Origin of the sequence: Saccharothrix texasensis (assembly GCF_003752005.1) — a bacterium.
In the GTDB taxonomy this organism is placed as follows: domain Bacteria; phylum Actinomycetota; class Actinomycetes; order Mycobacteriales; family Pseudonocardiaceae; genus Actinosynnema; species Actinosynnema texasense.
In genome coordinates, this window is record NZ_RJKM01000001.1 from 2,919,023 (window position 1) to 2,940,933 (window position 21,911).

Genomic DNA, 21,911 nt, shown 5'->3' on the forward strand with positions numbered 1-21,911 from the left:
GCGGAGGAGGACCGGCCGAACCACCAGTGAGCCACATCACTCGATTGGCGGCCTCGCCACCGGACTGATAATGATTACCATTCTCCCAGTCCTGGATCGACGGCCCCTTCGGAGGAGCACGCGTGGCGCACTTGTTGATGATCGAGAGCTGGGTCGGCGCGATGAGTTCGTTGCTGCCACGGGCGATCCACGAGTCCGGCCACCGGTTCACCTTCCTCACCCGCGACCTGCAGCACTACCTGCGGTCCGCCCCCGCGCACCCGCACCCCTTGCTGGCGGCGGACAACGTGCTCACCGCCGAGACCAACGACGTGCCGTCGCTGCTGTCCTACGTGGAGCGGATGCACGGCGTGCTGGCGTTCGACGGCGTGATCTCCTCCTGCGACTACTACCTCTCCACGGTCGCCGCCGTCGCCGCGCACCTCGGCCTGCCCGGAGCGGACCCCCGGGCCGTCGAACGCGCCTACCGCAAGGACCTCACCCGCGCGACCACCTCGGCGGCGGGCGTGCCCGGACCGCGGTTCGCGCTGACCCGGGACTGGCCCGCGACCGCGAAGGCCGCCGCCGAGCTGGGCTACCCGCTGGTGGTCAAGCCGGTCGACCTGTGCGCGGGGATGCACGTGCGCGAGGTGCGCGACGAGACCGCCCTCCGCGAGGCCTACCTGGCGCTGGAGGCGTTCCCCGTCAACGCCCGCGGCCAGGAGCGGGTGCCGACCGTGCTGCTGGAGGAGCTGCTCGTCGGCCCCGAGGTGAGCGTGGAGACGGTGACCGCGGCCGGCACCACGTACGTGATCGGGGTGACCGACAAGAGCCTGGCCGGGCGGCCGTGGTTCGTGGAGAGCGGCCACATGTTCCCGGCCGCGCTCGACGACGCCGACCGGGACGCGGCCGTGGACACCGCGGTGAACGCGATCGACGCGCTCGGCCTCGACCACGCGGTCGCGCACACCGAGGTCAAGCTGACCGCCGACGGCCCCCGGCTGATCGAGGTCAACCCGCGCCCGGCGGGCAACCGGATCACCGAGCTGGTCCGCCGGGTGACCGGCGTCGACCTGCCGTCGGTGTTCGCCGAGCTCGCCGTCGGCCGCCAACCCGACCTGCGGGCCCGGGAGACCGGCGTGCGCAGCGCCGCGATCTCGTTCCTGCTGCCGCCGCGGGCGGGGGTGGTGGCGGGCATCGACGGCGTGGCCGCCCTGGCCTCGAACCCCGAGGTGGTCGACTGGTCCGCGAAACCCGCCGGTCACCGCGCCGGCGAGCCGACCAGCAACAACAGCTACCTCGGACACGTCATGGTCACCTCCCCCGACCTGAACGCCCGCGCCCGCGCCGAACGCGTCGTGGGCACGCTGGACGTCCGCTACGCGGAGCCCACCGCGTGACCGCGCAGGCAGACCGGCGTCCGCTGTCGGGCGTCACCGAGCTGGTCGCCCTGGCGCGGGCGGGGGCGTTGGGGCCCGACCCGGCCGAGTCCCGGGTCAGCGTCGCGTTCACCACCAGGCAGGGCGCGCGGCACGTCTCGCGGGGTCAGGCGTACCGCAACACGGTGGTCAGCGTGCGCGTCGGCGACGCGGTCGGCTCGTGCGCGGTCGAACCGGAGGGCGCGGACGACGCCGGCGTGACCGACTGCGTCGGGGAGACCGTGGCCGACCTGCTCGCCCACCCCGACACGGCGATCCGCACGGCCGTCCTGGATGCGTACCTCATGCACGCGCACCCGCACCACCTCTCCGCCGCCCGCCACGTCGTGATCGGCGCCGGCGACTCGCTGGCCAAGTCGATGGCCCGCGCATCGGCGGTGGTCGACCTGCTCGACGCCCGGCCGGGGCAACGGGTCCTGGTCGTCGGCGTGGTCAACTCGCTGCTCCACCACCTGCGCGCCCGAGGTCTGCGCTACGTGCCGTGCGACCTCAAGGGCGGTCGCACCGAATGGGACGAGCCGATCGTGACCGACGCGCTCGCCGCCGTCGACGACTGCGACCTGGTGCTGGCCTCCGGCATGACGGTCGGCAACGGCAGCTTCGAACCCCTGCTGCGCGCGTCCGTCGCGGCCGACCGGCCCCTGGTGGTGTTTGCCCAGACCGCGAGCGCGATCGTGCCGTGGTTCCTCGGCTCGGGCGTCACGGCGGTGTCGGCCGAGCCGTTCCCGTTCTTCTGGCTGCACGGCGGCCCGACCACGGTGCACCACTACCGGGCGCCGGGGCGTGCCCGGTGACCGCGCTCCCCCGGTCGGGCATGCGCAACCCCCACCTGTTCGACCTGCTCGGCAACACCCCGGTGGCCCGCATCGACACTCCCCTGCCCCACCGGCACGGCGGGTTCTGGGCGAAGCTGGAGTGCCTGAGCGCGGGCGGCATGAAGGCGCGGTCGGCGGTCGCGATGCTGTTAGCCGCCCGGGATCGGGGCGAGCTGCGCCCCGGCGCGGTCGTCGTGGAGTCGACCAGCGGCACGCTCGGCCTCGGGTTGGTGTTCGCCGGCCAGGCGTTGGGGCACCCGGTCGTGCTGGTGGTGGACCACGAGCTGGAGCCGTCGATGCGCGCGCTGCTGAGGGCGCACGGCGCGCGGCTGGAGGTGGTGGACCGGCCGCACCCGACCGGCGGCTGGCAGCAGGCCAGGCTGGACCGGCTGCACGCCGTGCTGCGCGGGCTGCCCGGCGCGTACTGGCCCGACCAGTACAACAACCCGGACAACCCCGCCGGGTACGCGGGCCTGGCCCGGGAGCTCGCGGCCCAGCTCGACCACGCGGACGTGCTGGTGTGCAGCGTCGGCACGGGCGGGCACAGCGCGGGCGTCGTCACGGCCCTGCGCCGGCACTGGCCGGACGTGCGGCTGATCGGCGTGGACGCGGTCGGCTCGACCATCTTCGGCCAACCCGCCCGGTCGCGGGTCATGCGCGGGCTGGGCAGCAGCATCCACCCCCGCAACGTCGCTCACGAGGAGTTCGACGAAGTGCACTGGCTGGGACCGGTCGAGGTGGTCGACGCGTGCCGCCGGCTGGCGCGGGACTGCTTCGTCACCGGCGGCTGGAGCACCGGCGCGGTCGCGCTGGTGTCGGCGTGGGCGGCGCGCGTCGAGCCGGGCGCGACCGTGGTGACGATCTTCCCGGACGGCCCGCACCGCTACCTGGGCACCATCTTCGACGACGACTTCTGCCGCTCCCGCGGGTTGCTGGCCACCCCGGCGGACCGGCCCGTCGAGATCGCGGACACCGCCGAGATCGAGGTCACCAGCTGGGCCAGGTGCCGGGCCGTCTACGCGCCCAAGGCCGTCGGGGTGCCCGCGTGAAGCTCGACTGGACGGTGTACGGGCTGGAGCTGCGCTCGCCGTTGCGCATCTCCAGGTCGGTGATGGCGCGTCGTGACGCCGTGCGCGTGATCCTGGAGTGGGAGGGGGTCCGCGGCCACGGCGAGGTCGTGACCAGCCGGTACTACGAGCTGGACGTGGACCGGATCACCGGGCTGCTGCGGGACCTCGCGCCCGTGGTCGCCTCCTGCGCGGATCCGGGCGAGCTGCGGGCACGTCTGCCCGAGCTGCCGCCCGGCGTGCTCGCCGCGGTGGACGCCGCGCTGCACGACCTCGAAGCGCTGCGCGCCGGCGTCCCGGTGCACGCCGTCCTGGGAATTCCACAGTGGACGGACGTGCCGACGGCGCGCACGATCGGCATCGGCTCGGTGCGCGACGCGGCCACCGAAGCCGGCGCGTTGGCCGCGCGCGGGTTCCGCGTGCTCAAGGTCAAGGTCGGCGCGGAGGACGACGTGGCCCGGGTCGAAGCGGTCCGGGCCGCCGCGCCCGACGCCCGGCTCGTCCTCGACCCGAACGGCGGCTGGACCGCCGAGCAGGCCGTGCGCGTGGTCGACCGGCTCACCGGTGTCGACGCCTTGGAGCAGCCGATCCCGCCGGGTCGGTGGGACGAGCTGGCGTGGCTGCGCGAGCGGTGCCCGGTGCCGTTGATCGCGGACGAGGACGCCGCCACGGTCGCCGACGTGCGGGCGCTGGCGGACCTGGTCGACGGGGTGAACGTCAAGCTGGCCAAGTGCGGCGGCCTCACCGCGGCGCGCGAGATCGTCGACGTCGCGCGGGCATGCGGCCTGGACGTGATGCTGGGCTGCCTGGTGGCCAGCTCGTTGGGCATCGCGCCCGCCGTGCACCTCACCGGTCACGCGCGGTGGGTCGACCTGGACGGCCACCTGCTGCTGGCCGACGACCCGTGGACGGGCATCGGCGGCGAGGACGGCACGCTGCGGCTGACCGGCGCGCCGGGGCTCGGCGTGGTGGCCCGATGAGGCGCTTCCCGCTGTCGGTGCGCCTGCTGCTGGTCAACCAGTTCGGCGTGAACACCGGCTTCTACCTGCTCATCCCCTACCTGGCTGCGCACCTGGGCGACCTGGGCCTGTCCGTGGCGACCATCGGCGTGGTCCTCGGCGTGCGGACGTTGAGCCAGCAGGGGCTGTTCCTGGTCGGCGGCACGGCGTCCGACCGGCTCGGGCCGCGCCGGGTCATCATCGCGGGCTGCGCGGTCCGGGCCGTCGGGTTCGGGCTGTTCGCGGCGGGCGAGTCGGTGGCGGTGCTGCTGGCCGCGTCCGTCCTCAGCGGGCTGGCGGGCGCGTTGTTCAACCCGGCCGTGCGCGCCTACATCGCCGAGGAGTCCGAGGACCGGGCCGGCGCGTTCGCGCTGTTCAACGCCTACGGGCAGGCGGGGGCGCTGGCCGGGCCGCTGCTGGGCGGCCTGCTGCTGCTGTGGGACTTCCGGCTCGCGGCGCTGGTCGCGGCCGGCATCTTCGCCGCGCTCACCGTCGCGCAGGCCGTGGTGCTGCCCGACCGACCCGCGGCGCCGCACCGGGGCACGGTGCTGGACGACTGGCGCGAGTGCCTGACCGACCGGCGGTTCCTGGCGTTCACCGGCGCGTTGACGGGCGTGTTCGTGTTGCAGAACCAGCTCTACCTGGTGCTGCCGCTGGAGGCGCGACGGCTGAGCGGGTCGTCGTTCGCCGTCGCCGCAGTGTTCCTGGTGTCGACCGTCGCCACCCTGCTGTTCCAGGTGCGCATCACCCGGGCGCTGGACCGGTTCGCGCGCGGGCGGGCCATCGCGCTCGGCATCGCGGTGATGGGGCTGGGTTTCGTCGCGACGGCGGTGAGCCACCTGGGGTCGCTCGGCGGCATCACGCCGGTGCTCGTCGCGACGCTGCTGCTGTCGCTCGGCGTGATGATCTCCCAGCCGTTCGTCTACGAGCTGATCCCCGCGTTCGGCCGCACCGGGTTGGCGGGCACCTACTTCGGCGTGTTCTACCTGACCTCCGGTCTCGCCGCGGCGCTGGGGAACGCGGTGATCGGCTGGGTGTTCGGCCGGTCGGCCCCGGCCGCGTCGCTGCTGTGCGTGGCGGTCGGGCTCGGCTGCGCGGCGGCCGTGGCCCGGCTGCACCGGCATGGCGTGCTGACCGCGAACCGAGAGGTGGCCACATGAGCGAGAACCTGCTGACCGACAACCCCGGCCTGTACGAGCAGCAGTTCCCCGACCCCGACCACGTCGCCGCCCGGTTCACGCACGACGTCGTGACGCGGTTCGGCGGGGGCCGGGCCCTGCTGGACGTCGGCTGCGGCACCGGCCGCGACGCCGGCCACCTGGCGGGCCTCGGCTACGACGTGGTCGGCCTGGACAGCTCCGAGCGCATGGTCCAGCACGCCCGCGCGCACCACCCGGCGGTCGAGTTCGCGCTCGGCGACATGCGGACGTTCGACCTCGGCCGGCGCTTCGACGTGATCACGTGCCTGGACAGCGCCCTGCTGTACTGCCACACGAACGCCGACCTGGACGAGTTCCTGCGCCGCTGCCGCGAGCACCTGGAACCGGGCGGCCTGCTGGTGGCGGAGATGCGCAACGGCGCGTTCTTCCTCGGCAGCACCGAGCTGCTCGACGACGTCCGCACCCGCACGGTCGTCTGGGAAGGCGTCTCCTACACCTCGCACACCCGGCTCTGGATCGACCACGCCGCCCAACTGCTGCGCCGCCGCCGCGAGTGGTGGTGGCCCGGCGCGCAGCCGCTGGTGCAGCGCTCGGCGTGGCGGCTGCTGTTCCCGCAGGAGCTGCGGCACTTCCTCGACCACGCCGGCTTCGACGCGCTCGCCCTGTTCGACTCGCCGGGACCGCGTACCGAACCTCCCTGGGCACCCGACCGGCCGTGGACGGCCGACGCCGAACCGGGCGCCGCCCTCTCCGGCGACCGCCTGCACCTCGTCGCGCGCCTGCGCCACTGAAAGGAACGACATGCACCCCCTCAACCGCCGCGGTTTCCTCGGCCTCACCGCCGGCCTCTCGATCGCCGCCCTCACCGGGTGCGGCGCCGCCGAGCCGACCTCCTCCGCGTCCGCCCCGCGCGCCGGTGGCCGGCTGCGCGCCGCGTTCGCCGGCGGCGGCGCCAAGGAGGTGCTCGACCCGCACCTGGCGAACCTGTTCGTCGAGGCCGCCCGGTCCAAGGCGCTGTTCGACAAGCTCGCCGACCTCGGCCCGGACGTCTCCGCCCAGCCCAGACTCGCCGAGAAGTGGGAGCCGGACGCCACGCTGACCCGCTGGCGGATCACGCTGCGGCCGGCCACGTTCCACAACGGGCAGCCGGTGCGCGCGGAGGACGTGCTGGCCAGCTACGCCCGCATCCTCGACCCGGCCCGCGCGTTCCGGGCCAAGTCCAGCCTCGCGCTGATCGACCTGCCGAACAGCCGCGCGGTGGACGAGCGGACGGTGGAGTTCGCGCTGAAGCGGCCGTTCGTGGAGTTCCCGAACGTGCTGGCGGCGTTCGGCGCGTACATCGTGCCCGCCGGCACGGAGGACTTCACCACGCCCGTCGGCTCCGGGCCGTTCCGCTTCGTGTCGTTCGAGCCGGGCAAGTCGGTGCTGCTCAAGAGGCACGACGGGTACTGGGAGGGCGCGCCGCACCTGGACGAGCTGGAGTTCGTGATCGCCAACGAGGAGTCGGCGCGGGCGAACGCGCTGCTCGGCGGCCAGGTCGAGTACGCCCACGACCTCACCCCGACCACCGCGCGCAGCCACGCGGCCGGCGACCGGATGGCGATCCACCGCGCGCCCAACAGCGCCGTGCAGGCGTTCGCGATGAAGCTGGACCGGCCGCCGTTCGACAACCGGGACCTGCGCGAGGCGATGTTCCTGCTCGCCGACCGGCCGCAGCTGGTCGAGTCGGTGCTCGCGGGCAGCGGGCAGGTCGGCAACGACCTGTTCGGCAAGGGCTACCAGCACTACGCCGACGACATCCCGCAGCGCACGCGCGACCTGGACAAGGCGAAGTTCCTGATCCGCCGCGCGGGCGCCGAGGGCCTGACGGTCAAGCTGGACACCTCCACCGCCGCGGCCGGCATGGTCGAGGCCGCCACGGTGTTCGCCGACCAGGTCAAGGGCTCGGGGCTGACCGTCGAGGTGGTCACCGGCAACAAGGACAGCTACTGGTCCGACACGCTCAAGAACGGCTCGCTGTCGAGCTTCCGGTCCGGCGCGATGCCCATCGAGACCCACATCGCGCAACGCCTGCTCAGCGGTTCGGGCACCAACATGACCAAGTGGACCCGTCCCGGGTTCGACGCCCTGTACGACCAGGCGGTGTCCACTGCGGACGCCAAGGGGCGCGGTGAGGTGTACCGGGAGATGCAGCGCTCCCTGCACGCCGAGGGCGGCTACCTGATGTGGGGCTTCGCGGACTGGATCGTCGGCGCCGCCCCGAACGTCGGCGGCATCTCCACCGCGCCCGCGAACACGCTCGACTGGGCGCGGTTCGACCAGGTGTGGCTGGGATGAGCTTGCGCCGGTACGCGGCCCGGCGGCTGGCCATCGGCCTGGTCCAGGTGCTCGCCGTCGTCACCGCGGTGTTCCTGCTGGTGCAGGCGTTGCCGGGCGACGCGGCGGTGGCGTTGGCCGGCGACAACCCGGACCCGGCGCGGATCGAGCAGATCCGCGCCGCGATGGGCCTGGACCGGCCCGCGGTGCAGCGGTTCGGCGACTGGCTGTGGGGGTTGGCGCGGGGCGACTTCGGCGAGTCGCTGATCTCCGGGCGGCCGGTGGTCGAGTTCCTGCGCGACGGGCTGGGGCCGACGCTCGTGCTGGCCGTGCTCGCCCTGGTGCTGCTGGTCCCCCTGGCGGTGCTGCTGGGCGTGCTGGCGGCGTTGCGCGAGGGCGGCCCGCTGGACAAGGCGGTCACGACGGTGACCGTGGGCCTGCACTCGATCCCCGAGTTCGCGCTGGCCGTGGTGCTGATCGCGGTGTTCGGGGTGCAGCTGCGGTGGCTGCCGCCCACGGCGGTCGGCGCCGACCTGCTCGGGCAGCCCGCCGTGCTGGTGCTGCCGCTGGTGGTGCTGGTCGCGCGGCCGCTGTGCTCGATCAGCCGGCTCGTCCGGGCCGGGATGATCGACGCGCTGGCCTCCGACCACGTCCGGCACGCGCGGCGGCTGGGCATCGGGGTGGCGCGGGTCCGGTTCGCGCACGCGTTGCCGACCGCGCTGGCCCCGGCCGTGCAGCAGGTGGCGCGGACCACCGACTGGCTGCTCGGCGGCGTGATCGTGGTCGAGGCGGTGTTCGTCATCCCCGGCCTGGGCACGATCCTGGTCGACGCCGTCGCGGGCCGCGACCTGCCGGTGGTGCAGGGCCTGGCGGTGGTGTTCGCGGTGACCACGGTGGTGGTGAACCTGGTCGCGGACCTGCTCGTGTTCCGGCTCGCGCCGCGATCGGTGGCGATCGCGTGAGGGGCGTCGGCCGGCTGCTCGTGGTGGTGCCGCTGGCGTTGGCGCTGGTGGGGCCGTGGTTCGTGCCGGACGAGCCGACGCGCGGCGCGCCGTTCGCGGAGAACGCCTCGTTGGGCACGGACTTCGTCGGCCGGGACGTGTGGCACCAGGTGCTCGCGGGCGGGCAGACGGTGGTGCTGGTGGCGTTGCTGGCGTCGGTGTCGTCCTACCTGCTGGGCGTGCCGTGGGGCGTGCTCGCCGCGATGACCCGCCTGCGGATCGTGGACGAGGTGCTGATGCGGCCCCTCGACCTGCTGCTCGCGGTGCCGTCGCTGCTGGTGCTGATCCTGGTCGCGGCGATCGCCGGGCCGGGGCTGCCGGTGCTCGTCGGCGTGGTGGCGCTGGTCAACTTCCCGGACGTGGCGCGGATCTCGCGGGCCGCCGCGCTGGAGATCGCCGGGCGGCCCGCGCTGGAGGCGATGCGGTTGCAGGGCGAGACGTGGTGGCGGACGTCCATCGTCTACACGGGACGGTCGATGCTGCGGACCCTGGCGGCCGACCTCGGCGTGCGGCTGACCGGCGCGCTGTACCTGGTCGCCTCAGCCAGTTTCCTCGGTGTCGGCGTCGCGCCGGACGCCGCCGACTGGGCCGTCATGGTCGACCGCAACCGGGTGGGGCTGTTCATCCAGCCGTGGGCGGTGGTCGTGCCCGCGTTGCTGATCGTGGCGTTGTCGGTGGGGTTGAACCTGGTGTTCGACCGGGCGTTGCGGGCGGAGGCGCGGACGTGACGACGGTGGTGCACGTGGAGGGCCTGCGCGCGGTGGCCGGGTCGCGGACGCTGGTCGACGGCGTCAGCTTCGCGCTGTCCGCCGGGCAGGTGGTGGCGCTGGTCGGCGCGTCCGGCAGCGGCAAGACCACCACCGGGTTGGCGCTGCTCGGCGAGCACGCGCCCGGGGTGTCGGTGACCGGGCGGATCACGGTGACCGGGCGGGTCGGGTTCGTGCCGCAGCAGCCCTCGGCGGCGCTGAACCCGGTGCGGCGGCTCGGTGGCGTGTTCCGGGAGATCGCCGCGCTGCACCCCGGCGACCGCGACGCGGTGATCGCCGACGCGCTGCGCCGGGCCCGGGTGCCGGTGGAGCTGCTGCGCCGCTACCCGCACGAGCTGTCCGGCGGCCAGCAGCAGCGGGTGGTGCTGGCGCAGGCGCTGGTCGGCGACCCGGCGGTGCTGGTCGCGGACGAGCCGACCACCGGGCAGGACCCGATCACCCGGGCCGAGGTGGTGGACGAGCTGTCGTCGGTCGTGGCGCAGGGCGTGGCGTTGGTGCTGCTCACCCACGACCTGGACGTGGTGCGGGCGTTGGCGGACGAGGTCGTGGTGCTGCGGGCGGGCCAGGTGGTGGAGGCGGGTCCGGTGGCCGACGTGCTCGACCGGCCGCGGTCGGCCTACACCGCCGCGCTGGTCGCGGCGCAGCCCCGGGTCGCGGTCCCCGCCGAGCGGCCCGCCGCGCCGGCCCGGCTGGAGACGCGCGCGGTCACGGCCCGCCACCGCGCCACGACCGTGCTGCACGACGTGGACGTCCGGGTGGGCGCCGGCGAGTGCCTGGCCGTCGTGGGGCGGTCCGGGAGCGGCAAGACCACGCTGGCCCGGTGCGTCGCCGGGCTGCACGCCGGGTTCACCGGTGACGTGCTGCTCGACGGGCGCCCGCTGCCCCGGTCGTTGCGCCGCCGTTCACGGGCGCAGCTGGCGGCGGTGCAGTACGTGTTCCAGGACGCCCGCGCGTCGTTCGACGCCCACCGCACCGTGCTCGACCAGGTCGGCCGGACCGCCGTGCGGCTCGGCGGGGTGGCCGACGCGCGTTCGGCGGCGTTGGCGGAGCTGGCGGCCGTGGGGCTGGACGAGGCGACCGTGACCCGGCGACCGGCCGCGCTGTCCGGTGGCGAGCTGCAACGCGCGGCCCTGGTGCGGGCGCTGCTGGCCCGGCCGGACGTGCTGGTGTGCGACGAGATCACCTCCGGCCTCGACACCCTGACCCAGGCGAGCCTGCTCGACCAGCTCGCCGCGCTGACCTGCACCGTGGTGCTGATCAGCCACGACCTGGCCGTCGTCGCGCGGCTGGCCGACCGCGTCGCCGTGCTGCACCGGGGGCACGTCGTCGAGCACGGCCCGGCGGGCGACGTCCTGGGCTCCCCCACCCATCCGGTGACCATCGGCCTGCTGGGCCGCTCGATGGAAGGAACAGAGGAGAGGAAGACATGACCGTGTACCACCGCGAAGTAGGGCCTTACGAGGTCCGCCTGGCAACGCCGTCCGATGTGGACGGCGCGCGCAGCGTCATGCTGGACACGTTCTACCAGGAGTTCGGCTACGGCTACCGGCCCGAGTGGCACCGCGACGTGGTCGACCTCGACGGCGCGTACCTGCGGCCGGCGCGGCACGCGTTGTTCGTCGCGGTCAAGGGCGACGAGGTGGTGGGCACGACCGGTGTGCGCGCCACGGCGCCGGCCAGCCCGCCGCACCCCGCGTGGCTGGCCGCGCGGTACGCCGACGGCAGCACGGCGCAGTTGTTCCGCGTGTACGTGCGGCCCGACCACCGCCGGTCCGGGCTGGCGCGGGCGCTGGTCGGGATGGCCACCGCGTTCGTCGCGGCCACGCCCGGCTACGAGCAGCTCTACCTGCACACCGACACCAGGATCGCGGGGGCCGAGCCGTTCTGGCGTTCCGTGGCCGAGGAGGTGCACGACGCTCGTGACGGCGACCCGATCAGCTTCCAGACCGTCCACTTCGAGATCCCGCTGGCGCGCTGATCCCGCTCACCCGTCACGTCGTCGGCGCAGCAGGTCCGCCAACGACGTGGCGGGGTGGCCGGTGAGGGTGGGCACGGCGTCGGTGACCTCGGACAGTTCGCCGTTGGCGATGGCGGTGTAGGTGGAGACCCAGGCGTCGAGCTGCCAGTCCGGCGCGCCGTACCCGGCGCGCGAGCGGTAGGCCTCTTCGACGGTCTCGGGGTGGTAGGTGATCGTCCGGCCGGTGGCCGCGGACAGCACGTCGGCGACTTCGCCCAGCGTGAGCGCGGCCGGGCCGGTGAGCTCGTAGGTGCGACCGGCGTGGGGGCCGGGGTCGGTGAGCACGGCGGTGGCGGCGTCGGCGATGTCGTCCTGCGCCACGGCGGCCACGCGACCGTTCCCGGCGGGTCCGCGCAGCACGTCGTCGTCCCCGACCATGGCGGGCAGGAAGTCGGCGTAGAGGTTGTCGCGCAGGAAGGTGAACCCCAGGCCGCTGGCCTCGATGTGCCGCTCGGTGGCCCAGTGGTCGCGGGCGAGCGTGAAGGTGGCGTCCGGCGCGGCGCCCGCGAACGAGATGTAGACCAGGTGGGCGACCCCGGCCGCCGCGGCGGCGTCGACGAAGGCCCGGTGCCGGTTCACCCGGTCGGTCGATTCGGCGGCCGAGACCATCAGCACCGTCGGGATGCCGTCGAGCGCCCGGCGCACGGCGTCGTGATCGGCGAACTCGGCCTCGGCGACGGTCGCGCCGGCCAACCGGGGCGCGCGGGCCGGGTCGCGGACGAGCAGCGACTGGGACCGGCCCGCGTCCGCGAGGCGGCGGGCGACCCGCCCCCCGAGGTTGCCGGTGGCTCCGGTGACGGCGATCGGGGACATGCTCGGGGTTCCTCTCGACAGGCTCCGTGAAGTCTCCCACCGGGCCGGGCCGGCGGCGCGCCGTGTGAATGCGATCGCCATTCGACGACCATTCGCGAATTCGTCGAAATACCGGTTCCCATTCACGTCCATGAATGTTCTGCACAACCGCGACCGCTCCGGTCTACGCTTCCTGGGAGCGCTCCCAGAAATGTCCTGCCCGCAAGGAGGCGACGCAAGATGACGCTGACCGGCACGCGCAAGAGAAAGCTGACCGGCACGGTCGCGGCGATCACCGCCGCGACCTCGGTGACCGCGGTGGCCGCGGCGATGGTGGTGGCGGGCGGGCAAAGCGCCTACGCGGCCGTCGGGTGCCGCGTCGACTACACCGTCACGAACCAGTGGGGCGGCGGGTTCGGCGCGAACGTCACGATCACCAACCTGGGTGACGCCCTGTCGAGCTGGAACCTGGAGTGGGCCTTCACCGCCGGCCAGCGCGTCGACCAGCTGTGGGGCGGCGAGTTCAGCCAGTCCGGCAGCACGGTGACCGTCCGCAACGCGAGCTACAACGGCTCCCTCGCCACGGGCGCGAGCACGACGCCCGGCTTCAACGGCACGTGGTCCGGCTCGAACCCCGCGCCGACCTCGTTCAAGCTCAACGGGGTGACGTGCACCGGGTCGCCGACCGGCACGTCCACCTCCACCTCGACCTCCACCACCACGTCGCGCACGACGACGACCACCAGCCGGACCACGACCACCACCACGACGTCCAACCCCGGTGGCGGCGACGGCAGCGGTTCCTGGCCGAGTGACACCGGCAGCGTGCACCAGACCACGACCCGCGACGCCGGCACGTTCTTCGACGGCGGCATGAAGCGGTACTACGGCATCGGCGACGGCGGTCAGGGCGAGGGCCAGGACCCGATGTTCGTGGTGGCCAACGGCGGCACCATCCAGAACGTGATCATCGACGCCCCGGCGGGCGACGGCATCCACTGCGAGGGCTCCTGCACCATCCGCAACGTCTGGTGGAACGACGTGGGCGAGGACGCGGCCACCTTCAAGAGCCCCAACGCCTCCGCGACCTACCTGGTGGACGGCGGCGGCGCGAAGTCGGGCGCGGACAAGGTGTTCCAGCACAACGGCGCCGGCACCGTGACCATCCGGAACTTCCAGGTGCACAGCAGCGGCAAGCTCTACCGCGCCTGCGGCAACTGCTCCACGTCCTACCAGCGCCACGTGGTCATGGACGGCGTCACCGCCCGCAGCACCAAGGTCCTGGCGGGCATCAACACCAACTGGGGCGACACCGCCCGCTTCTCCCGCATCACCGTCTACGGCACGACGTCCATCTGCGACAAGTACAAGGGCGTCCCGAAGGGCAGCGAGCCGACCAAGATCGGCTCCGGCGCGGACGGCGTGAACTGCTTCTACTCGCCGTCCGACATCACCCAGCGGTAGCGCCGGCGGAATCGGTGGCGCGGACGCGGCGACCCCTCGAACGCCGCGCCCGCGCCACCGGTCACCAGTGCAGGCCCGGCAGCTCCGCGATCCGGGCCAGGTCGACCTCGGTCAGCGGCGGCGTCGGGCGGGTCGGCGTGGCCGACCCGTCGCCGGTGTCCGCGACGTTCGAGGTCTGGACGCTGATCCGCGTGCCGTCCGCCGCCTTCGCGTGCAGCGACAGCCTCGTCACGCCGCCCTCCACCGCGGTGTCCAGCGCCGCCTCCCGGCCGTCCGACAGGGCGACCAGGCGGCACGTGGCACGACCACCGCACGTCACCTCGCCGCCGTCGGGCTTCTCCAGGCTCACCATCACCCAGCCGGCGCCCGCCGCGTCGGTCAGGTTCGCGAAGGTGCGGTAGCCGCCCTGCCGGGCCCGGAACACCAGCGCCTCCTCGGCGGGTATCCGCTCGATCCCCAGACCGGGCGGGAAGGCGCCGACCAGCACCGCGCCCAGCTCGGCCGCACGGCGGTCGGACGGGTCGGCGGGCACCACGCGGCCCACCGCGAGCACCTTCAGCTGCGGCGCGGCGGCGATGGCGGTCAACTGCTCGTCGTCGAGCACCCTGGTCACCGAGCCCCGGCCGCCGGTCTCCATGACGTGCGCGTACGTGCCGTCGGCGCGCCACACGTCGGCACTGGCCAGCGTCGCCTCCGGCCCCGGCTCGACGGTGACCCGCGCCGTCGAGCCGTCCGGCAGCGCCTTGACCGAGCACCGCGTCTCCGGCGTGTGCAGGACGCACCCGCTCGGCGACTGGCCGCCCAGCGGCCGGACGTAGACGAAGACCGACCGGTCGCCGGTGAGGCGGAAGTCGCCGCCCCAGCTCGCGTCGAGGGCGCACAACCGCAGGGGCGTCGCCTCGACTCCCGCCGGCAGCGGCAGCGGGAGCCGCTCGACCGCCTCGGTGAGCCGACCCGACTCGGCCAGCTCCTCCGGTGTCGCCGTGCCGCGCGGCCGGTCGGGGAAACCCCCGGTCATCGCCTCCGCGACGCAGCCGAGCGCCGCGACGGAGGACGTCGCGCTCGTCGGGGAGGTGGACAGCACCCCGGCGGCGGGGGCCGAGGTCTGCGCGAACGTGCCGCTCACCGCGACCGCGGCCACCGCGACGACGCCCACCGCCGCGACGGTCAGCACGCCGAGCCGCCGCCTGGCCCGCCGCTTGCGCCCGTCCTCGACGACCTGCTCGAACGCCAGGCCCAACGCGGGCTCGTCCGCCAACGCCGACCTGATCATGTCCCGCACCTCGTCGCTCACGAGCCCTCCCACAGCACGGTCCGCTTGGTGGCCAGCGCCCGGCGCAGGGCGTTCAACCCCTTGGCCACCTGGCTCTTCACCGTTCCCTCGCTACAGCCCAGCGCCGCCGCCGTCTCCGCGACCGGCAGGTCCTCCCAGTAGCGCAGCACGACCGCGGCGCGCTGTCTCGGCGGCAGCGCGGCCAGCGCCCGCCGCACGTCCATGGCCTCCTCGACCCCGGTGGACGCCTCGGCCACCTCCGGCACCGCCTCGACCACCGTCTCCGGCCGCCGTCCCCGCCACCGCGAGTCGTCGATCACGGCCCGCACCAGGACCTTGCGCACGTACGCGTCGACCCGTCCGTCCCGGTCCAACCGCCCCCAGTGCACGTAGACCTTGGCCAGCGCCGTCTGCGCCAGGTCCTCGGCCCGGTGCCAGTCGCCGCACAACAGGTAGGCGGTCCGCCGCACGACGGCCGCCCGTGCCTCGAAGTACGCCCGGAACTCGCGGTCCCGATCGTGCACGTGACACCTCCTCCACTCGGTCACCTCCTATACGGCGACCGCGCTCACCCCGTTGCCCGTAACTTTGCGTGACCACGCCGCCGGGCCCGGCCCGCTGCCCGGTCACCTCCAGGCCCCTGATCGTGGTCAGCGCCTGGTAGAGCGCGGCCCGCACGTCCTCGCCGACCAGCCCGCCGCGCAACGCGTCGGCGGCGTAGGTCAGCAGCGCGGCGTCGCCCCGGTCCTTGTCCGGGACGTCGGCCCGCAACCGGTCGAACAACGCGGCCGGGTCGGTCGGCAGGCCTCGCTGGTCGGCCACACCGGCCGCCCTCTCCTACTCCTCCTCCGTGCCGACGACCCACTGCCGGTTGCCGGTCACGTCCCGGCGCGGCATCCACTCGTCGCGCGGGTTCGCGGGCACCCACGTCTCCAGCAGGTTCTCCGTGAGCAGGGCGAAGCTCCTGTCCTCCGTCGAGGTGGTGGCCATCCACCAGACGCGCGTGGCGACGTAGCGGTACCGGCCGGGTCCGACGGGCTCGTCCACCGCGCCGAGGGCCCGGGTCGCCGCGCGGTCGAGCGTCCGCACGGCTTCGGCGGTCGCCGGGGCGGGAGGGCCGAACGACACGGTCTGCGCGATGAGCCCGCCGGCCACCAGCACGACGACCGCCGCCGCGCCGGCGTCACGTTCACGGCCCGAGGGCGACGGCGCGGTCCCGACGCGCGGATGTCCCGCTCGCGGCGGGCGAGCGGGACATCCGGTGCGACCGGGCGGCTACGCCTCCCTGGCCCACGCCTTGGCCAGCGCGAGCTTGCCGCCGGTGTGCAGCAGCGACCCCGAGTACACGCGACTGGCCAGCATCACGGTCAGCACGACCGTCCCGGCGAGCAGCCCCATCGCCAGCAGCGGCTCCCACAGCGCCGCGTCACCGGCGAACAGCCGCACCGGCATCGCGATCGCCGACGAGAACGGCAGGAACGACAGCACGGTGAGCACGGCCACGTTGTCGGAGAAGAACATCACGCCGAAGTACGGCCCCATCACCAGGAGCATCACCAGGCCCATGCTCGACCCCAGGTCCTCCTGCCTGCTGACCAGCGACCCGGCCACCGCCCACATCGCGGCCAGCAGCACGAAGCCCAGCACCAGGAACGGCACGAACCAGCCCAGCGCGGGCGCGACCAGCGCCAGCAGCTCCGAGTGCCCGCCCAGCCGCATCGCCACCGGCGCGGCCACCGCGATCACCAGGACCTGGCCGATCGTCAGCAGCGAGTGCCCCACGATCTTGCCCGCCAGCAGCGCGCGCACCGGCACCGTCGACACCAGGATCTCCACGATCCGCGTCTGCTTCTCGGTGACCGTGCTCTGCGCGATCGCCGTCCCGCTCATCCCGAACATGAGGAACACCAGGGCGAACACCATGATCACGAGCTGCCGCTGCCCTTGGCCGACCTCGGCCGGGTCGAGCAGGTCGACCGGCGGCGCGGTGCGCAGCGCGGCCACGACGTCGGTCGGCGGGTCGGCGAGCGCGACCACGCGGATGCCCGTGGCCGACTCGCCCGTGGTGTCCGGCACGACCGCCGCCTCCACCTCCTCCGACCGCACCAACGCCTCGGCGGCGGCCAGGTCGTCGACCGCGCGGACCTCCACCCCGGTGCCGGTCAACGCCTCGGCGGCCGGCGCGCCGACCGTGGCCACCTTGGTCTCGCCACCGCCGAGCACCGTCGGCAGGATCGACATCGCGAACAGCCCCACCACGATCACGCCGAGCCCGATCCAGAAGGCCTTGGCGCGCAGGAAGGTCTTCATCTCCCGCTCGGCGACCAGCCTGGTGGCCGCGGCGAACCCGCGCGACCCGCCGTCCCGCTCCCGCTCCGTCACGCCGGTCATCAGATCGCCTCCATGAAGATCTCGCCGAGCGTCGGCACGACGGGGGTGAAGCTGCGCACGGCACCCCGGCGCAGGGCGGCTTCCAGCACCACTTGGTCCACCTGGTCCACTCCGGCGCCACCGTCCGGTTCGAACACCACGCGCGGGCCGTCCACGTCGACCACCCGCACGCCCGGCACGTCGCGCACCCACCCGGCGTCGGACGCCACCACCAGCTCGAACCGGGTGGCGCCGTAGCGGGCGCGCAGCTCGTCGCGCGCGCCGCTGACCGCGATCCGACCGCCGGAGATGATCACCACGTCGTCGCACAGCCGTTCCACCACCGACAATTGGTGGCTGGAGAACAGCACGGGCACGCCGTTCGCGGCCCGCTCGCGCAGCACGCCGAGCACGGTCTCGACCGCGATCGGGTCCAGCCCGGAGAACGGCTCGTCCAGGATCAGCATGACCGGGTCGTGCACCAGCGCGGCGGCGACCTGGGCGCGCTGCTGGTTGCCCAGCGACAGCTCCTCGAGCTTGTCCTTGGCCCGGTGCCCCAGTTCGAGCTGGTCGAGCAGGTGTTCGGTGTTGCGCCGCGCGGTGTCCTTGTCGAGGCCGTGCAGCTGCCCGAGCCACGCGATCTGCTCGCCGACGGCCATCTTCGGGTACAGGCCGCGTTCCTCGGGCATGTACCCGAACCGCTGCCGCACCCCGCCGGTCACCGGCGAGCCGTGCCAGGCGACCGTGCCGCCGTGCGCGGCGAGGACGCCCAGGACGATGCGCATGGTGGTGGTCTTGCCGGAACCGTTCGCGCCCAGGAACCCGGTCATGCGGCCGGGCCGGACCTCGAAGGACACCTCGTCGAGGACCTGGAGGTCGCCGAAGCTCCGGCTCACCGACGTCACTGTCAACATGGTCGCAACGCTAGGCCGCGCGCGCCCGCGGCACGTCCGGCGCGAGATCGACTCCGGGGGTCATCCTCGCGGAGGACCCCCTTGGCCCGGTTCCACGATCCCGTGCTCGTAGGCGAACACGACGGCGTGCGTGCGGTCGCGCAGGCCCAGCTTGGCCAGGATGCGCGACACGTGCGTCTTCACCGTCGTCTCGCCCAGGTACAGCGCGCCGGCGATCTCCGCGTTGCTCGCGCCGCGCGCGAGGTGGACCAGCACCTCGAACTCGCGGTCGGTCAGCTCCGCGGGCCGGCGCGCGGGCGTGGCGGGCGACGGCCCGGCGAACCGGGCGATGACGCGCCGGGTGACCTCGGGCGAGAGCAGGGCGTCACCCCGGGCGACGACCCGGACCGAGTCGACCAGGTCCTCCGGCGAGGCGTTCTTGAGCAGGAAGCCGCTCGCGCCCGCGCGCAGCGCCTCGAACAGGTAGTCCTCGCGGTCGAACGTGGTGAGGATGACGACCTTGATCGGGTGGCCCGCGCCGGCCGGGCCGAGGATGCGCCGGGTGGCCTCCAGCCCGTCGACGCCGGGCATCTGCACGTCCATCAGCACGACGTCCGGCCGCAGCCGGCCGACCACCGCCACGGCCTCGACGCCGTCCCTGGCCTCGCCGACCACCTCGATGTCGTCCTCGGTGCCGAGGATCACCCGGAAGCCCGCCCGCACCAGGTCCTGGTCGTCGGCGAGCACCACGCGCAAGGGGGTCGTCATGCCGGGAACCTCGCACGGACCCGGTACCCGGCGTCACGGCGGGGTCCGGCTTCGAGCTCGCCGCCGTGCACCGCGACCCGTTCCCGCATGCCGACCAGCCCGAACCCGGCCCGGCCCGGCGCCGTGCCCGACCGTCCCCGGCCGTCGTCGGCCACCTCGACCTCCAGCGAGCTGTCCAGGAACCGCACCCGCACGTCGGCCTTGCGCGCGTCCGCGTGCTTCACCACGTTCGTCAGCGACTCCTGCACGATCCGGTACACCGACAGCGCGACGCCCTCCGGCACCGGCCGGGGCTCGCCGTACACGCCGTGCTCCACGTCGAGCCCGGCCGACCGCGCCAGCTCGGCCAGCTCGGGCAGCTGGTCCAGCCCCGGCGACGACGTCTCGCCCGCCTGGGCCGGCGCCTCGTCCTGGTCGGCGCGCAGCACGCCCAGCAGGCCGCGCAGCTCGCCGATGGCGGTGCGCGCGGTGCCTTCGACGGTCCGCAACGCCTCGCGGGCCAGGTCGGGGTCGCGGTCGAGCACCCGCCGCGCCGCGCCCGCCTGCACGCCCATCACCGACACGTGGTGCGCCACGACGTCGTGCAGGTCGCGGGCGATGCGGATGCGTTCGGCGACGATCGCGCCACGGGTGTTCTGCTCCTGCGACCGGCGCAGCTGCTCGGCGTGGTGCGCCAGCTCGGCCTGCCGGCGGGCCGACTCCCACGCCATGTCGCCGAAGAAGTAGGCGGACAGGAAGAACAGCAGGTTGAACCCGATGCCGTAGAGCACCGACGCGATCACCGGGTCCAGCGGGCCCGTCGCGCCCTCGAACGGCGGCGCCGGGTGCACCAGGAACTGCACGAGCGAGAACCCGAGCCACGCGAACATCGCCACGATCACCGCGATGCGCGCCCACCGCGCCCGCGTCCGGTCCTGCCCCCAGGCGCCCGCGCTGAACATGGCCAGGAACAACGCGACCGAGGGCACGAGGTTGTCGCCCACCTGCCGGGCCTGCGCCGCGATCAGCACCGCGCCGACCACGAGCAGCACGACCAGCGGGAAGCGCCGCCGCGCCACCAGCGGCAACGTCATGGCCGCGCCCCAGAGGAGCTGCTCGACCAGCGACGGCCCGCCGTCCCACGGGCTCGCGCCCATGCTGCTGACCAGCAAGGTCACCGCCGCGGCGCCCACCAGCGCCGCGAGCGCGAGCCACACGTCGTGCCGCCGCTGGGCCGCGGTGGGCCCGGGACGCCGCCATCGCGCCCACACGGGCTCGTCACCGCCCTCACGCGACCATTCGTCCGACATGTCCGAGAACGTAACCCGGCCCGCGTCCGCCCGACGCGCCGGACCACCGCGGTTCACCGGAGGTCACCGGGAGGCGTGGACGGGTCGCGACCTCGTGGCGGTGATCACGACGGCCGTGTAGGCCATCGTGAAGCTGCCGCCCGCCGCGTCGATGACCGCGCCGACGCCGGCCTGCGCCTCGGCCAGTTCCTCGGGCCGCAGCAGGGCGGCCGCGCCCGAGGTCGGCAGCTGGTCCAGCCACTCGTCCCGGGTGTAGGTCCGGGTCCAGTCGAAGGTCCACTGCTCGTGGTCGCCGAACGCGCCCGCCTCCCGGATGCCGTCGACCGCGCGGGCGGTGAACGGCGAGTACCCGGTCGTGGTGGACGCGCGGGCGGGCGGGGAGTCCGGCAGCACGCGGCGGTAGACGTCGGCGAAGGACTGGGCCAGGGCGGGCGGGGGTTGGGCGACGTTCCAGAACACGGCCAGCCGGCCGCCGGGCCGCAGCACGCGCGCCGCCTTGGCCGCGCCCGCGACCGGGTCCACCCAGTGCCAGGTCTGCCCGGACACGACGGCGTCGAACAGCCGGCCGGCGGGCTCCCAGTCCTCGAACGAGGACACCTCGACGTCGAGGCCGCGCCGCCGGGCCCAGGCGGCCATCCGGGGGTCGACCTCGACGCCGAGCACGCGGCACCCGGCCGCCTGGAACTGCCGGGCCGCGATGCCGGTGCCCGTGCCGACGTCCACCACGTCGGGGCCGGGACTGGCGGCGACGACCGCCTCCACCAGGGCGTCCGGGTAGGTGGGTCGGGAGCGGTCGTAGCGCTCGGGGTCGGCGCCGAACGACTCGGCCATCCCGCGGGCGTGGTGAGGTTCCGAAGGTATCGTGGGCATGTGCCCACTATGAGTGGGCAAGCGCCCACTCGTCAACCGAGAGGAGCACCGTGCCCACCGGTGTGGCCATCCGCGACGTGCGCGAGCAGCTGTTCGACGCCGCCGACCGCATCCTGCTGCGGGACGGTCCCAGCGCGTTGACCAGCCGTGCCGTCACCACCGAGGCGGGCTGCGCCAAGGGCGTCCTGCACCGGCACTTCGAGGACTTCGACGCCTTCCTGGCCGAGTTCGTGCTCGACCGCGTGCACCGGATGGACGCCCAGGCCGCCGCCCTGCGCGAGGCCGCGGGCTCCGGCACGGTCACCGACAACCTCACCGACGCGCTGATCGCCCTGTTCGGGTCCGTCGCGGTGGCGATCGTCGCCCTGGTGACCTTCCGGGACGAGCTGCGCGCCCGGCTGCGGCGGGCGTGGCCGGCGGGGGTGCCGGTGCTGACGGAGGCGGTGACCACGATCGCGGCCTACCTCGCCGCCGAACGCGACCTCGGCCGCATCGCGCCGGACGCCCCGGTCGACGCCCTCGCGCCCACCCTCATCGGCACCGCGCACCTGCTGTTCGCCGACCGGGGCGCACGGCCGGGGCGCGACGCCGTGCGCAAGGCGGTGACGACGGTCGTCGCCGGCGTGCTCTGAC

General features: G+C 74.1%; 22 protein-coding genes. 13 read left to right on the forward strand and 9 right to left on the reverse strand.

Features of this window, described 5'->3' with window-relative positions; genetic code table 11:
* Window positions 1–122 precede the first annotated feature (122 nt).
* The 11 genes from EDD40_RS11505 to EDD40_RS11555 are packed head-to-tail and all read left to right on the forward strand — an operon-like array spanning window position 123 to window position 11,520.
* On the forward strand, window positions 123–1,379 hold the full coding sequence (locus EDD40_RS11505; RefSeq protein WP_123742891.1) for an ATP-grasp domain-containing protein: 1,257 nt from the start codon (window positions 123–125) through the stop codon (window positions 1,377–1,379).
* A complete protein-coding gene (locus EDD40_RS11510; RefSeq protein ID WP_236594804.1) occupies window positions 1,376–2,212 on the forward strand; it encodes a Rossmann-like domain-containing protein in 837 nt (278 codons plus the stop codon). Before EDD40_RS11505 ends, EDD40_RS11510 begins: the two co-directional genes overlap by 4 nt.
* Window positions 2,209–3,282, forward strand: coding sequence for a PLP-dependent cysteine synthase family protein (locus tag EDD40_RS11515; protein WP_425471167.1), 1,074 nt, complete (start codon window positions 2,209–2,211; stop codon window positions 3,280–3,282). Before EDD40_RS11510 ends, EDD40_RS11515 begins: the two co-directional genes overlap by 4 nt.
* Window positions 3,279–4,280, forward strand: coding sequence for a dipeptide epimerase (locus EDD40_RS11520; RefSeq protein ID WP_246037608.1), 1,002 nt, complete (start codon window positions 3,279–3,281; stop codon window positions 4,278–4,280). Before EDD40_RS11515 ends, EDD40_RS11520 begins: the two co-directional genes overlap by 4 nt.
* On the forward strand, window positions 4,277–5,458 hold the full coding sequence (locus EDD40_RS11525; RefSeq protein WP_123742892.1) for an MFS transporter: 1,182 nt from the start codon (window positions 4,277–4,279) through the stop codon (window positions 5,456–5,458). Before EDD40_RS11520 ends, EDD40_RS11525 begins: the two co-directional genes overlap by 4 nt.
* Complete coding sequence (locus EDD40_RS11530; RefSeq protein WP_123742893.1) at window positions 5,455–6,249, forward strand: class I SAM-dependent methyltransferase; 795 nt, start codon at window positions 5,455–5,457, stop codon at window positions 6,247–6,249. Before EDD40_RS11525 ends, EDD40_RS11530 begins: the two co-directional genes overlap by 4 nt.
* A 10-nt stretch (window positions 6,250–6,259) precedes the next feature.
* Complete coding sequence (locus tag EDD40_RS11535) at window positions 6,260–7,795, forward strand: ABC transporter substrate-binding protein (RefSeq protein WP_123742894.1); 1,536 nt, start codon at window positions 6,260–6,262, stop codon at window positions 7,793–7,795.
* Window positions 7,792–8,736 (forward strand): ABC transporter permease, encoded by a 945-nt coding sequence (locus EDD40_RS11540; RefSeq protein ID WP_123742895.1) that lies wholly within the window; start codon window positions 7,792–7,794, stop codon window positions 8,734–8,736. Before EDD40_RS11535 ends, EDD40_RS11540 begins: the two co-directional genes overlap by 4 nt.
* The gene (locus tag EDD40_RS11545) at window positions 8,733–9,503 is read left to right on the forward strand and encodes an ABC transporter permease (RefSeq protein WP_246037609.1); all 771 of its coding nucleotides are present in this window, start codon (window positions 8,733–8,735) and stop codon (window positions 9,501–9,503) included. The genes EDD40_RS11540 and EDD40_RS11545 overlap by 4 nt, the downstream gene beginning before the upstream one ends.
* A complete protein-coding gene (locus EDD40_RS11550; RefSeq protein ID WP_246037610.1) occupies window positions 9,500–10,972 on the forward strand; it encodes an ABC transporter ATP-binding protein in 1,473 nt (490 codons plus the stop codon). Before EDD40_RS11545 ends, EDD40_RS11550 begins: the two co-directional genes overlap by 4 nt.
* Complete coding sequence (locus tag EDD40_RS11555) at window positions 10,969–11,520, forward strand: GNAT family N-acetyltransferase (RefSeq protein ID WP_123742896.1); 552 nt, start codon at window positions 10,969–10,971, stop codon at window positions 11,518–11,520. The genes EDD40_RS11550 and EDD40_RS11555 overlap by 4 nt, the downstream gene beginning before the upstream one ends.
* A 6-nt stretch (window positions 11,521–11,526) precedes the next feature.
* On the opposite strand, the gene EDD40_RS11560 is transcribed toward EDD40_RS11555, so the two are convergent.
* Window positions 11,527–12,372 carry an SDR family oxidoreductase gene (locus EDD40_RS11560; RefSeq protein WP_123742897.1) on the reverse strand — a complete coding sequence of 282 codons (846 nt, stop codon included), beginning with the start codon at window positions 12,370–12,372 and terminating at the stop codon, window positions 11,527–11,529.
* A 219-nt stretch (window positions 12,373–12,591) separates the two neighbouring features.
* Between EDD40_RS11560 and EDD40_RS43450 the strand changes: the two genes are divergently transcribed.
* Window positions 12,592–13,815 carry a pectate lyase gene (locus tag EDD40_RS43450; RefSeq protein WP_170185030.1) on the forward strand — a complete coding sequence of 408 codons (1,224 nt, stop codon included), beginning with the start codon at window positions 12,592–12,594 and terminating at the stop codon, window positions 13,813–13,815.
* 61 nt (window positions 13,816–13,876) lie between these two features.
* Here the strand turns inward: EDD40_RS43450 and EDD40_RS11570 are convergent, their stop codons facing one another.
* The 8 genes from EDD40_RS11570 to EDD40_RS11605 form a co-directional block, all read right to left on the reverse strand.
* The gene (locus tag EDD40_RS11570; protein WP_123742898.1) at window positions 13,877–15,109 is read right to left on the reverse strand and encodes a hypothetical protein; all 1,233 of its coding nucleotides are present in this window, start codon (window positions 15,107–15,109) and stop codon (window positions 13,877–13,879) included.
* Window positions 15,106–15,612, reverse strand: coding sequence for a SigE family RNA polymerase sigma factor (locus EDD40_RS11575; protein WP_123742899.1), 507 nt, complete (start codon window positions 15,610–15,612; stop codon window positions 15,106–15,108). The genes EDD40_RS11570 and EDD40_RS11575 overlap by 4 nt, the downstream gene beginning before the upstream one ends.
* A 313-nt stretch (window positions 15,613–15,925) precedes the next feature.
* The gene (locus EDD40_RS11580; RefSeq protein ID WP_123742900.1) at window positions 15,926–16,249 is read right to left on the reverse strand and encodes a hypothetical protein; all 324 of its coding nucleotides are present in this window, start codon (window positions 16,247–16,249) and stop codon (window positions 15,926–15,928) included.
* A 114-nt stretch (window positions 16,250–16,363) separates the two neighbouring features.
* Window positions 16,364–17,479: an ABC transporter permease gene (locus tag EDD40_RS11585; protein WP_123742901.1), complete on the reverse strand. Its 1,116-nt coding sequence runs from the start codon at window positions 17,477–17,479 to the stop codon at window positions 16,364–16,366.
* Window positions 17,479–18,372 carry an ABC transporter ATP-binding protein gene (locus EDD40_RS11590; RefSeq protein ID WP_123742902.1) on the reverse strand — a complete coding sequence of 298 codons (894 nt, stop codon included), beginning with the start codon at window positions 18,370–18,372 and terminating at the stop codon, window positions 17,479–17,481. The genes EDD40_RS11585 and EDD40_RS11590 overlap by 1 nt, the downstream gene beginning before the upstream one ends.
* Before the next feature lie 60 nt (window positions 18,373–18,432).
* Window positions 18,433–19,119 (reverse strand): response regulator, encoded by a 687-nt coding sequence (locus EDD40_RS11595; RefSeq protein ID WP_123742903.1) that lies wholly within the window; start codon window positions 19,117–19,119, stop codon window positions 18,433–18,435.
* On the reverse strand, window positions 19,116–20,408 hold the full coding sequence (locus EDD40_RS11600; protein WP_123742904.1) for a sensor histidine kinase: 1,293 nt from the start codon (window positions 20,406–20,408) through the stop codon (window positions 19,116–19,118). Before EDD40_RS11600 ends, EDD40_RS11595 begins: the two co-directional genes overlap by 4 nt.
* Window positions 20,409–20,471: 63 nt before the next feature.
* Window positions 20,472–21,239, reverse strand: coding sequence for a class I SAM-dependent methyltransferase (locus EDD40_RS11605; protein ID WP_211348501.1), 768 nt, complete (start codon window positions 21,237–21,239; stop codon window positions 20,472–20,474).
* Window positions 21,240–21,328: 89 nt separating this feature from the next.
* Between EDD40_RS11605 and EDD40_RS11610 the strand changes: the two genes are divergently transcribed.
* Window positions 21,329–21,910, forward strand: a complete 582-nt coding sequence (locus tag EDD40_RS11610; protein WP_123742906.1) for a TetR/AcrR family transcriptional regulator — start codon at window positions 21,329–21,331, stop codon at window positions 21,908–21,910.
* The last annotated feature ends 1 nt before the right edge of the window (window position 21,911 follow it).

Coding starts and splice junctions, on each gene's coding strand:
- EDD40_RS11525 (WP_123742892.1), top strand. CDS start 4,277: ATGAGGCGCTTCCCGCTGTCGGTGCGCCTGCTGCTGGTCAACCAGTTC.
- EDD40_RS11530 (WP_123742893.1), top strand. CDS start 5,455: ATGAGCGAGAACCTGCTGACCGACAACCCCGGCCTGTACGAGCAGCAG.
- EDD40_RS11535 (WP_123742894.1), top strand. CDS start 6,260: ATGCACCCCCTCAACCGCCGCGGTTTCCTCGGCCTCACCGCCGGCCTC.
- EDD40_RS11540 (WP_123742895.1), top strand. CDS start 7,792: ATGAGCTTGCGCCGGTACGCGGCCCGGCGGCTGGCCATCGGCCTGGTC.
- EDD40_RS11555 (WP_123742896.1), top strand. CDS start 10,969: ATGACCGTGTACCACCGCGAAGTAGGGCCTTACGAGGTCCGCCTGGCA.
- EDD40_RS11560 (WP_123742897.1), bottom strand. CDS start 12,372: ATGTCCCCGATCGCCGTCACCGGAGCCACCGGCAACCTCGGGGGGCGG.
- EDD40_RS43450 (WP_170185030.1), top strand. CDS start 12,592: ATGACGCTGACCGGCACGCGCAAGAGAAAGCTGACCGGCACGGTCGCG.
- EDD40_RS11585 (WP_123742901.1), bottom strand. CDS start 17,479: ATGACCGGCGTGACGGAGCGGGAGCGGGACGGCGGGTCGCGCGGGTTC.
- EDD40_RS11590 (WP_123742902.1), bottom strand. CDS start 18,372: ATGTTGACAGTGACGTCGGTGAGCCGGAGCTTCGGCGACCTCCAGGTC.
- EDD40_RS11595 (WP_123742903.1), bottom strand. CDS start 19,119: ATGACGACCCCCTTGCGCGTGGTGCTCGCCGACGACCAGGACCTGGTG.
- EDD40_RS11600 (WP_123742904.1), bottom strand. CDS start 20,408: ATGTCGGACGAATGGTCGCGTGAGGGCGGTGACGAGCCCGTGTGGGCG.
- EDD40_RS11605 (WP_211348501.1), bottom strand. CDS start 21,239: ATGGCCGAGTCGTTCGGCGCCGACCCCGAGCGCTACGACCGCTCCCGA.